Source organism: Desulfovermiculus halophilus DSM 18834 (genome assembly GCF_000620765.1).
GTDB classification, from domain to species: Bacteria; Desulfobacterota; Desulfovibrionia; order Desulfovibrionales; family Desulfothermaceae; genus Desulfovermiculus; species Desulfovermiculus halophilus.
In genome coordinates this window covers 75,202-86,137 of record NZ_JIAK01000013.1, presented here as the reverse complement: position 1 = coordinate 86,137, position 10,936 = coordinate 75,202, and the positions used below count along the sequence as shown (strand labels likewise).

The 10,936-nt window shown below is 59.9% G+C and carries 10 protein-coding genes and 1 pseudogene; 1 reads left to right on the top strand and 10 read right to left on the bottom strand.

Annotated features, from left to right (window positions below):
- Positions 1 to 347 (top strand): annotated as a pseudogene (locus tag N902_RS19915) (IS1634 family transposase); the annotation flags it as partial.
- Positions 348 to 383: 36 nt separating this feature from the next.
- Here N902_RS19915 and N902_RS0107975 read toward each other — a convergent pair.
- The 10 genes from N902_RS0107975 to N902_RS0107930 all read right to left on the bottom strand — a co-directional run bounded on the left by N902_RS0107975 (position 384) and on the right by N902_RS0107930 (position 10,924).
- A complete protein-coding gene (locus N902_RS0107975) occupies positions 384 to 1,751 on the bottom strand; it encodes an alanine/glycine:cation symporter family protein (RefSeq protein WP_027370509.1) in 1,368 nt (455 codons plus the stop codon).
- A gap of 45 nt (positions 1,752 to 1,796) precedes the next feature.
- Positions 1,797 to 2,960, bottom strand: a complete 1,164-nt coding sequence (alr, locus tag N902_RS0107970; RefSeq protein ID WP_027370508.1) for an alanine racemase — start codon at positions 2,958 to 2,960, stop codon at positions 1,797 to 1,799.
- Positions 2,961 to 3,044: 84 nt separating this feature from the next.
- Positions 3,045 to 4,163: an alanine dehydrogenase gene (gene ald, locus N902_RS0107965; RefSeq protein WP_027370507.1), complete on the bottom strand. Its 1,119-nt coding sequence runs from the start codon at positions 4,161 to 4,163 to the stop codon at positions 3,045 to 3,047.
- A gap of 12 nt (positions 4,164 to 4,175) precedes the next feature.
- Positions 4,176 to 4,700: a glycine cleavage system transcriptional repressor gene (locus tag N902_RS18710; protein WP_027370506.1), complete on the bottom strand. Its 525-nt coding sequence runs from the start codon at positions 4,698 to 4,700 to the stop codon at positions 4,176 to 4,178.
- A gap of 263 nt (positions 4,701 to 4,963) precedes the next feature.
- Positions 4,964 to 5,650, bottom strand: coding sequence for a lipoyl(octanoyl) transferase LipB (lipB, locus tag N902_RS17020; protein ID WP_084288041.1), 687 nt, complete (start codon positions 5,648 to 5,650; stop codon positions 4,964 to 4,966).
- Positions 5,651 to 5,876: 226 nt separating this feature from the next.
- Positions 5,877 to 7,337, bottom strand: a complete 1,461-nt coding sequence (gene gcvPB / locus N902_RS0107950) for an aminomethyl-transferring glycine dehydrogenase subunit GcvPB (RefSeq protein WP_027370505.1) — start codon at positions 7,335 to 7,337, stop codon at positions 5,877 to 5,879.
- Positions 7,334 to 8,665 (bottom strand): aminomethyl-transferring glycine dehydrogenase subunit GcvPA, encoded by a 1,332-nt coding sequence (gene gcvPA, locus N902_RS0107945; RefSeq protein ID WP_027370504.1) that lies wholly within the window; start codon positions 8,663 to 8,665, stop codon positions 7,334 to 7,336. The genes gcvPB and gcvPA overlap by 4 nt, the downstream gene beginning before the upstream one ends.
- Positions 8,665 to 9,069, bottom strand: a complete 405-nt coding sequence (gene gcvH / locus N902_RS0107940) for a glycine cleavage system protein GcvH (protein ID WP_027370503.1) — start codon at positions 9,067 to 9,069, stop codon at positions 8,665 to 8,667. The genes gcvPA and gcvH overlap by 1 nt, the downstream gene beginning before the upstream one ends.
- A gap of 14 nt (positions 9,070 to 9,083) precedes the next feature.
- A complete protein-coding gene (locus N902_RS0107935) occupies positions 9,084 to 10,361 on the bottom strand; it encodes an aminomethyl transferase family protein (protein ID WP_027370502.1) in 1,278 nt (425 codons plus the stop codon).
- Between the two features lie 110 nt (positions 10,362 to 10,471).
- A complete protein-coding gene (locus N902_RS0107930; RefSeq protein WP_027370501.1) occupies positions 10,472 to 10,924 on the bottom strand; it encodes an Lrp/AsnC family transcriptional regulator in 453 nt (150 codons plus the stop codon).
- Between the last annotated feature and the right edge of the window lie 12 nt (positions 10,925 to 10,936).

Genomic DNA, 10,936 nt, shown 5'->3' with positions numbered 1-10,936 from the left:
CATTGGACCGGTATAAGATTGAAAACCAGTTCAGAGTCAGCAAGGATCCTTTTCAGGTCCGGGTCAATCCCATATTTCACTGGACTGACGGCAAAATCCGTTGTCACCTCTTGACCTGCATGATCGCCTTAACCGCTTTACGCCTGTTGGAGCTCAAATTCGATAACAAGTACACCTCCAAGGTGATTATGGAAGAGATGCACGACTTCGACTGTGTGCTCACCTGGCACCAAGGAGCCAAAGCACCGGAGCTCGGTTTGGAGACCCCGAATGAGTTTCAGACCGAGATCCTAAAGGGCATGGGCTATGTAATCCAAGACGCGTGGGTTCTACAGGCGCAACAGTAATTTTGTAATCTATTTCAGGGTGTAAGGTGGTACGCGCTAATTCATTCCTGAAAGTCGAGTCAGACCCGTGTAGTACTCTTTGGTTATCCTGAAGATGACCGGGCTCAAGACGAGCAGGGCGATCAGGTTGGGAACGATCATCAGACCGTTCATCACGTCGGAGAAGGTCCAGACGATATCCAGATTGATGACCGCGCCGATGAAGATCAGGATGACATACAGATAGCGGAAGGGGGTCACTGCCTTCAAGCCGAAGATGTACTCCACCGCGACCTGGCCGTAGTAGCTCCAGGCCAGCATGGTGGAGAAGGCAAAGAAGATCAGGCCGAATCCGACCACAAAGTCCCCAGGTCCGGGGAGGCCCTTGTTAAAGGCCATGGCGGTCAGGGCGGAGCTGGTCTCTCCGCTGGTCCAGGCGCCGGTCATGATGATGACCAAGGCGGTCATGGTGCAGACCACGATGGTATCGATGAACGGGCTGAGTCCAGCCACAATGCCCTGTTTGACCGGGCTGGAGGTCCGGGCGGCCGCGTGGGCGATGGGAGCGGATCCCAGGCCGGCCTCATTGGAAAATACGCCCCGGGCCACACCAAAGCGCATGGCCGCGGCGATCCCGGCTCCGGTAAATCCGCCGGTGGCGGCGGTGCCGGAAAAGGCGTCGGTGAAGATCAAGGACAAGGCATTGCCGAGTTCGGAAATATTGGCAAAGATCACCACCAAGGCCCCAACGACATAGACCACAGCCATGAAGGGCACGATCTTTTCGGTCACATTGGCGATCCGCTTAATCCCGCCGATGATCACCGCAAAGGTCAGGCCGGCCAGGACCAGACCGGTGATCCAGTGCGGGAGGTTGAAGGCTTGGTTCACGGCTAGGGCCACGGAGTTGGACTGGACCGTATTCCCGATGCCGAAGCAGGCGATGGCTGCGAACAGGGCAAAGAGAAAGCCCAGCCACTGCCAGTTCTTGCCCAATCCGTTCTTGATGTAGTACATGGGCCCGCCGACAAAGGAGCCATCGGGCATGGTTTCCCGATACCGGACTGCCAGGACCGCCTCTCCGTACTTGGTGGCCATGCCGAAGAGCGCAGTGACCCACATCCAGAACACTGCTCCGGGACCGCCCAGGTAGATGGCGGTGGCCACGCCGGCGATGTTCCCGGTGCCGATGGTTGCGGACAGGGCGGTGGTCAGGGCCTGGAAGGGTGTGATCTCGCCCTCGCCTTCCTGTTTGGCCTTGTCCCGGCCTTGGAACAACAGCTTGAATCCGTACCCAATCTTGGTAATGCTCCGTAAACGCATGCCCAGGGTCAGGTAGATGCCGGTTCCCACGAGCAGAACCAGCATGTACGGACCCCAGACGAATCCGCTTATGGCGTTGAGTACACTGAGAAATGCGTCCATCGAACACCTCCTCGGTTAGAGGTTCAAATATGATATGTGCGGCCGTCACCAGCGCTTTGAGGTATAGATTCTGGGAACACGATCCATGAGCTTGGCTACGATCTCATAGTTGATGGTTGCGCACTGTTCGGCTATTTCATCCACCGAGAGGACGCCTGTTCCTTGAGAACCGAAGATGACCACTTCATCACCGGCCTGAACATCGGGGATATGGCTGACATCCAGCATGGCCTGATCCATGCATACCCGGCCGGCGATCCGGGTCCGTTTACCGTGGACCAGCATGTGTCCTGCATTGGAGAGCATGCGGAAATAACCGTCAGCATAACCTACTGGAATAGTGGCAATTATAGATTCTCTGTCTGTTGTAAATGTTGATCCATAACTGATTTTAAACCCCGGCGCAACCTTTTTGACCTGAGCTATCCTGGCCTTAAGGGCCATGGCCGGATGCAAGGGGTCGGTGACCGCCGGGTCATGAGGGCGGGGAGAGAGCCCGTACAGCATGAGGCCGGGCCGGACCAGATCCAGATGGGAGCTGGGGAGCTGAAGAACCCCGGCACTGTTGGCCATGTGCCGGACCGGAAACTCCAGGCCTTCGGCGGCCAGGTCCTGAAGCAGGGAGGTGAAGCACTGGATCTGGCCCTTGGCGTGGGTCAGATCGTCGGCATCGGCCTGGGCCATATGGGTGTACACGCCCTCGAACCGTAATCCGGGCAGGCGACAGACCTCCTGGACCTGAGCCAGAGCAGGGGGATGGTATGCGGAGGCCTCTCCCGGAAGGGGGACGGCCCCGATGCCCAGCCGGCCCATGCCGGTATCGATCTTGAGATGCACCGGGAGCTGAACGCCCAGCCGGTCGGCCTGATCGGAAAAGGCTTCGGCCATCTCTGCTGAGGCCATGGTCGGGATCAGGTCGTAGTCCAGCAAGGTGGTCAGGGAGGAGACCGGGGTAAGACCGAAGATGAGAACAGGGGCCTGGATTCCGGCCCGACGGAGGCGCAGGGCTTCTTCCAGTCGGGCGACTCCCAGGCAGTCGGCTCCGTTGGCCAAAGCGGTCTGAGCTACCGGCACGCTGCCGTGTCCGTAAGCGTTGCCCTTGACCACGGCCATGAACCGGGAGGAACTGGGAATGAGACTCTGCACATACCGGCAGTTGCGGGCGATGGCTTCCAGGTCTATTTCGGCCCAGATCGGCTGATCGTGCATGGCCAGAACTCCTGGGTTCCAAGGCGCCGGGACTGGGGCAGCCCAGCCCCGGGCGCTTGGGATGTTTGGGGTGAATGAGTCTACCTAGAGCACATCTTCCGGGAGTCTGCACACATCCTGCATCCCGAAGGCCTCGCCCACCGGGGCGCAGGTCAGGGTGCCCTTGTAGGCGTTGAGGCCCCGGCACAGGACGTGGTTGTCCTTGCAGGCCTGCTCCACGCCCTTATTGGCCAGCTGCAGCCCATAGGGGATGGTCATGTTGTTCAGGGCAAAGGTGGAGGTTCGGGCATAGGCCCCGGGCATGTTGGCCACGCAGTAGTGGAGCACGCCGTCCACGACATAGGTGGGCTGATCATGGGTGGTGGGCTTGGACATCTCTGTGCACCCGCCCTGGTCGATGGCCACATCCACAAGCACGGAACCGGTCTTCATGATTTTCAAATGATCGCGGGTGATGAGCTTGGGCGCCTTGGCCCCTGGAACCAGGACTGCTCCGACCACAATGTCGGCCCGGGCCAAAGCGTCTTCAAGATTCTGGCTGTTGCTGTACTGGGTGAAGACATTGACCGGAAGGATGTTCTCCAGATGCTCCAGGGTATTCACGTTGATATCCAGGATGGTTACATTGCACCCGAAGCCGGACGCGGTCTTGGCTGCGTTGCTGCCGACCACCCCGCCGCCGAGGATGACCACATTGGCCGGCAGGACCCCGGGGACTCCGGTGGGCAGAAGTCCGCGCCCGCCGAAGGGCTTGCCCATGTAGAAGGCGGCCATCAGCGGGGCCATGCGGCCGGCCACTTCGCTCATGGGCTTGAGCAGGGGCAGGGCGCCGCTGTCTTCCTGGACCGTCTCATAGGCCACGGCGATAATTTTCTTATCCAGGCAGGCCTTGGTCAGCTTTTCTTCCGCAGCCAGATGAAAGTAGGTGTAGATGATCTGCTCCGGGCGCATCAGGTCGTATTCATCGGGCAGAGGCTCCTTGACCTTGACGATCATCTCGGCCTGATCCCAAATGGTCTGGGCGGATTCTTCCAGCTTGGCCCCGACGTTTTGATACTCCTCGTCGGCGATGCCTGAGCCCAGCCCGGCGCCCTTCTGGACCACGACCTGGTGGCCGTTTTCAATATAGGCCCGGGCCGCAGCCGGAGTCAGACCTACCCGAAACTCATTGTTCTTGATTTCTGAGGGGCAGCCAATCTTCATGAACGTACTCCTTTATACGGTTTGGATATCCAGATGAAGAGCATCAGCCACATGCTGAAGACCTTTGTTCAGCTCCTGCATACTCATGTGCGACGGCAGCTCAACCTCCAGGTCCACAGTATACATGGCTGTTCCGCTTTGCGGGGAGGAGCTCTGTCTGGAATGGACCCGGATGATGTTTACCTTGTTCTCAGCCAGATGCCGGCTGATATGATAAATAATCCCGCATTGATCCACCCCTTCCACATGCAGGGTGGTCAAAATGCCGGTGCCTTTCTGAGGTTCGGGGCTGCCCAGGGGACGGAAAAAGGCGGCTATGCCCTTGTCCAGCTCCAGCCGACGGCAGGCCGAGGTGAGCTTGTCTTCAATCTCCGGGGTGGGGGCGGAAAAAAGAAAGATGACCGCAAACTCATCCGCGAGGCGGGTCATCTCCGAGTCTTCCAGGTTGCAGTCCAACTCGTACATCACCTGGGTCACGTCGGCCACTATGCCGACCCTGTCCCGGCCAAAGGCGGTCAAGATATATCGCGTGCTCATGTATCACTCCTTCCTATGGGGTCTAGGGAAGGCCCCTGAACTTTGGCAAAGGGGTTTGCTTCCACTCCTGCACTCGGACAAAAAATATGGTTCTTCGACCTAGCCTGTGGATCTTTGGAGTTTGCCATCTCTTCTGTGTGCCCACTTTCTGTGTGGAAGCGCCAAAAAAAATTGCGGCATCCGGCCCGTGCGAAGGCACCATCTGTGCTTAACCCAAAGTCCATAGGTTCGTCAAAGCCGGGCTCAGCGTTGTTGACCAGGGCTTATGCCCGGGATTCCAAGGTGCAGTCCAGGGAGAACACCTCCTGCATATGTCTGCCAAGGCAGGTCGTGATCCGGGAAAAGTCCTGATCTGTTCCGGTCTCCGCCTCCAGGGAGGTCATCTGAACCCCGCTTAAGCCGCAGGGGTTGATGTAGGAGAAGGGGGTCAGATCCGTGCTGACATTCAAGGCCAGGCCGTGGAAGGTAATCCCGTGCCTGATGGCGACGCCCAGACTGCCCAGCTTGCGCCCGTCGACCCAAACCCCCCGGTTCTGAGTGTCGGCTGCGGCCTGGACCCCTGCGTCCCGGGCGGTTTTGCACATCACCTCTTCCATCCCGGCCACAAAGGAGGTCACCCTCAGGCCGGCCCGGCGCAGATCCAGGATCAGATAGGCCACCAGCTGGCCCGGCCCGTGATAGGTGATGTCCCCGCCGCGTTCGATGTGCTGGACCTGGATGCCCTGCTGGAGCAGGAAATCCTCGGCAACCAGGAGGCTGTCCCGCCGTCCCTGGCGGCCGAGGGTGAATACTGGTTCGTGCTCCACAAGCAACAGGACATCTGCACAAAGCTCATGCTCATGCTTGGCCCTGACCAGCTCGTGCTGCAGGTCCAGTACGCCGGGATAGGCCCGACGGCCCAGATTGTACGTGATACAGGGCAGTCTGGCGGACTTCTGGTCTTCCTTCATTGCGGCATATCCATCTGCTCTGCGCTTATTAATGAGAGCAAAAAGTTGTTTACTTATTGCGCGCTGCACTGAAGCTGCGCGGGAAATAAATTCCCGCTCGCTTCATGTGCGAGTCCCGCCATAGGCGGAACTACTAATGGGAGCGCAATGTAAAGAACATTTCGCACCCATTAGTATGCCGGCCGCCGGAGCCTGCCCCTGGGGCCGGGTGGCGATCATGTGCAGCCTACCCGGTCAGACAGGGATTTCTGGCGGCCATGGTTTCGTTCATCCGCCCCACCTTGGTCTTGGTCGGGGCCTGGTGCAGGATGTCCGGATTTTCCCGGGCTTCCCGGGCGATGATCTGCATGGCCTGGACAAAGCGGTCCAGGTCCTCCTTGCTTTCGGTCTCCGTAGGTTCGACCATCATGGCCCCGGAAACCACCAGGGGGAAGTAAATGGTCGGGGGGTGGAAGCCGAAGTCCAGAAGCCGCTTGGCGATGTCCAGGGTGCTGACCTTGGTCTTTTCCTGCCAGGCGTCGGAGAACACGCATTCATGCATGCACTGCCGGTCGTACGGGAGATAGAAGGAGTCCTTGAGCTGCTCCTTGATGTAGTTGGCATTGAGCACAGCCAGCTGGCTGACCTTTTTCAGATCCGGTCCCAGGCTCAGGATATAGCTGGCGGCTTTGATCATCACCCCGACGTTACCGTAGAAGGTGTGCAGGCGGCCGATACTGTCCGGGAAGTCGTCGGACAGAGCGTACTTTCCGTTGTCGGCGATGATTCTGGGGACTGGAAGATAGGGCTCCAGCTCGGAGGTGACGCAGACCGGTCCGGATCCCGGGCCGCCGCCTCCGTGGGGTGCGGCGAAGGTCTTGTGCAGGTTGAGGTGCAAAACGTCCACCCCGATCTGAGCCATGTCCACAATGCCCATCAGGGCATTGAAGTTGGCTCCGTCGCAATAGATCAATCCGCCCTTGTCGTGCACAATCTCAGCTATCTCCCGGATGTTCTGCTCAAACAGGCCCAGGGTATTCGGGTTGGTGACCATGATTCCGGCCGTATCCTCGTCCATCAGCTCTTTGACCGCCTGGACGGAAAGAACCCCCTTTTCCGAGGATTTGACCGGAATGGTCTGGTAGCCGCACATGGACGCGCTGGCCGGATTGGTTCCATGGGCTGTATCCGGGATGAGCACCTTGCGCCGCTGCCTGCCCTGGGCCTGGTGATAGGCGTAGAAGATGCGCATGCCGGTGTATTCCCCGTGGGCCCCGGCCGCAGGCTGCAGGGTCACGTGGGGCAGGCCGGTGATCTCGGCCAAGTGGGTCTGCAGATCGTGCATCAGCTGGAGAATCCCCTGGGACATGGAGGCCGGAAGCAGGGGATGGGCCTGGGCGAAGCCGGGCCTGGAGGCCTGCACCTCATTTGTCTTGGGATTGTACTTCATGGTGCAGGACCCCAGGGGGTAGGAGCCGGTGTCCACCCCGAAGTTCCAGTGCGAGAGCCTGGTGTAGTGGCGGACCACATCCAGCTCGCTCAAGTCCGGCAGATCAGGGCCGGGGGTCTCAAGCTCGGCAGGGAGCTCGGTCTCCGGGACGTCGCGCCGGGGAAGGGAAAAGCCGCATCTTCCCTCCCGGCCCCGTTCCCAGAGCAGGGGTTCGTTCATGGTCAGTCCCGAGGTGCCGGGTACGGTATATTCGGTCATGACGCGACCTCCTTGACCAGGGTGTCCAGGTCCTGTTTGCTTTTGGTCTCGGTGGCGCAGATGAGGAGATGATCTTCAAGCCCGGGGTAAAATCGGCCAAGGGGCAGACCGGGGACAACGCCCTGCTCCGCGCACCTGGCGAAGACCTCTTCCGCATCCCGGGGCAGCCGGACCACGAACTCATTGAAGGTGGGAGCGGCAAAAGGCAGGGAGCAGCCGGCGGATGCCAGGGCCTGTTTGGCGTATTCAGCCTTGTCCCGGTTCAATCGGGCCAGCTCCCGCAGTCCGCTGCCGCCGACAGAAGCCAGATACATGGCGGCCATGGTCGCGCACAGGCCCTGGTTGGAGCAGATGTTGGAGGTGGCCTTTTCCCGGCGGATGTGCTGTTCCCTGGTGGCCAGGGTCAAGACGAATCCCCTGTTGCCCTGGTCGTCCTGGGTCTGGCCCACCACACGCCCGGGCAGATTGCGCATGTACTTCTTCAAGGTGCAGAACATGCCCAGCCCCGGACCGCCGAAGGATTGAGCGATTCCCAGGCTCTGCCCTTCTCCGCAGGCGATGTCCGCGCCCTGACTCCCGGGCGAGGGGAGAAGGCCGTAGGCCAGGGGCTCGGTAAAGGCGGTGATGAACAGGGCCTGCAAATCGTGAACTTTTTGAGAGGCGCCGGCCAGATCTTCAACGCAGCCGAAGATGTTGGGGGACTGGACAGCCACCGCGGCCAGGTCTTCTCGATCCAGGCCGGACAGATCGGTGCGCCCGTCCGGGCCCCAGGGAATCTCCACAATCTCGAAGCCCATGGGCTGAAGGTAGGTCCTGACCACCTGCCGGTAATGGGGATGGATGGCTGTGGACAGGGCCACGGCGGATTTCTTCTTGGCAATGCGCAGGCTCATGAGCAGGGCCTCGGCCAGGGCAGAGGCCCCGTCATACATGGAGGCGTTGGAGACTTCCAGGCCCAGGAGGCGGCTGGCCAGGGTCTGGTACTCGAATATGGCCTGCAGCGTGCCTTGACTGACCTCCGGCTGGTAGGGAGTGTACGCGGTATAGAACTCGGAGCGGGAGACCAGGTGCTTCAGGCTGGCCGGGATATGGTGGTCGTAGCTTCCGGCCCCCAGAAAAGACAGAGCCTTCTGGCTGGGCCCCATGTTTTCGGCCAGGGCCTGCATATGGCTGTCCAGCTCCCACTCGGTCATGGGATCGGGCAGGTTCAAGGCGGATGTGCGCCGGCAGTCCTTGCTGATCGGGGAAAAGAGATCCTCGAGACTGCCTGCACCGACCGCCGAGAGCATGTCCTGCACTTCGCTGTCGGTGTGGGGCAGGTAACGCATCATGCATCTCCTTTGAGCATTTCAAAATACCCGTTCTTGTCCATGAGCGAGTCCAACTCGCTGGGATCACTGGGAGTCACTTCCAGCAGCCATCCCTGACCGTAGGGGTCCTGGTTGACCAGCTCCGGCTTTTCCTCCAAGTCGCTGTTCACTGCCTTGATGGTCCCGCCAATGGGCATATAGACCTCGGACACGGCCTTGACCGACTCCAGGGTCCCGAACTCATCGCCGGAGCTGAACTCCGCTCCTTCTTCCGGCAGCTCGGCGAAGACGATATCCCCGAGCTGGTCCTGGGCGAAATCGGTAATGCCCACCCGGATGACGCCGTTTTCCTTTTTGGCCCATTCGTGTTCCTTGCTGTAGGCCAACTCGTCCGGGAGTATAATTTCGTTCAGTTCCTTCATGGGGTCACCCTCCTTTATTTGTGTTCGGTGTTGAGCATTTGGGTCAATGGCTTGCGCGCGGTGCGGTCCGGCCGGATATCTTCGGCCACTGTAACCTCCAGGGTCCTGCGCTTGTCCTGTATTTTGACGGCGTCTCCGGGATGAAGAGGGGCCGTGACCCGGACAAATCCGCAGCTGAGGCCCTTGGGCTTGAAATCCTCCGGTGCATCCGGGCTGCTGACGCTGTAGATCCGTCCCTGGTGCCATCCGACGCCCACATCCGTGACGCAGGACAGGACCGTGCCGATGGGGTCGCCCTGGGCATTTAAAACCTTAGAATCCGGGCCGGCGTTGACCTTGCGCAGGTCCTTGCCCACAAAGGCCGCGGTCAGCGGAGGATCGGTCAGGTCACGCAGGGCCTGGGCGCCGACGAAGTCCTTGCTGAACCCCTGCTTATCCTCGGTCCAGGGCAGGGCGAAATCCCAGGGGGTGTTTACAAAGGGCCAGTCCCCGATATCCTGATGGGAGAGGGGCAAAACGGCTCCGGCCCGCAGGGAGTCCCTGGCGGCCAAGCCGCAGGGAAGAAGTCCGTGCTCGGCTCCAGCTTCCAGGATCGAGGTCCAGGCCGACAAGAGATCCTGGGGACGGACAAAGATCTCAAAGCCGAACTCTCCGGTATATCCGGATCTGGACAGGAGTAGGGGGGTGCCGTCCCGGAGACGGACCTCGGATTTTTCGGGCTGGAGATGTCCATGGCAGGAGAAGTAGGGCATACGGGCAAAAACCCGGTCCGGGTCCTGGAGCAGGCCGAAGAGGATTACTCCGGCTCGCGGGCCTTGGAGGTCGATCTTGCCCACCTGGTCGGTCAGATCCAAGACCCGGGTCTGGCTGTCCGCCAGGTGGTTTTGGAGATGATCGGCTATGCCCGGTCCCATGCCGGCATTGACCACAACCATGTACAGGTCGTCCTCCAGGTGGGTGATGATGGCGTCGTCGATGACGTGTCCCTTCGGGGTGAGGAAGACGCCGTAGACCATGCGCCCGGGCTGCAGCGGGGTGCGTTTTTTGCCCAGACAGGCCTCCAGATCCCGGGAAAATGTCTGCTGGAGCAGATCCCTGGCCCTGGGGCCGTTGACCATCACTGTGGCCATGTGGCTGGTGTCAAAGAGCCCGGCCCGGTTCAAGACCGCAAGGTGCTCGTTTTTGGCCGAGGAGTACCAGACCGGCATGTCGTATCCGCCGAATGGGGCCATGTTCGCACCCTGCTGGACATGCCAGGCATGCAGGGGAGTTTGCTTGCTGTGTTTAGACATCGTGGACCTCGCTGAGGTTTAAGACAGAGACGGATCAGGGGGAAGCCACCCGGTTCCAAGCCTGTTTGGGCCGGTCGTGTACGCCCGCCCTGTCCTCTGTTGCCTGCAGTTTAAACTATATACGGGACCTTGAGATTGTAGCCCTTGTAAACCACAAAGGTCTCCAAGGACTGGACGTCTTCAATCCTGGACACCTCTTGGGCGTAGAACTCCTGCAGCCCATACTCCTCATTAAAGATGACCAGAAGGATCAGATCATATCGACCGGTGACCACGCTGACCGAGACGACCCCCTTGACCCGGCTGAACTCTTCGCCTTTTTTGAACATGTCCGTGGTCTTGAGCTTGACCCCGATGATGACCAGCTGATGGTGGGGGATCTGCTCGATGTCCACCTGCCCGTTGATGTCCAGCAGGCCGGTATCCATCATCTTGTTGACCCGGGACCGGACGGTGTTTTCGGTGACCTCCAGCCGGTCGGCAATCCGCTTGAACGACTTGCGGCCCTGCCGAAGCTCTTTGATGATCGCCAGGTTCAGGTTGTCGATTTTTACTCTGGACATGCGCCCCTTCTC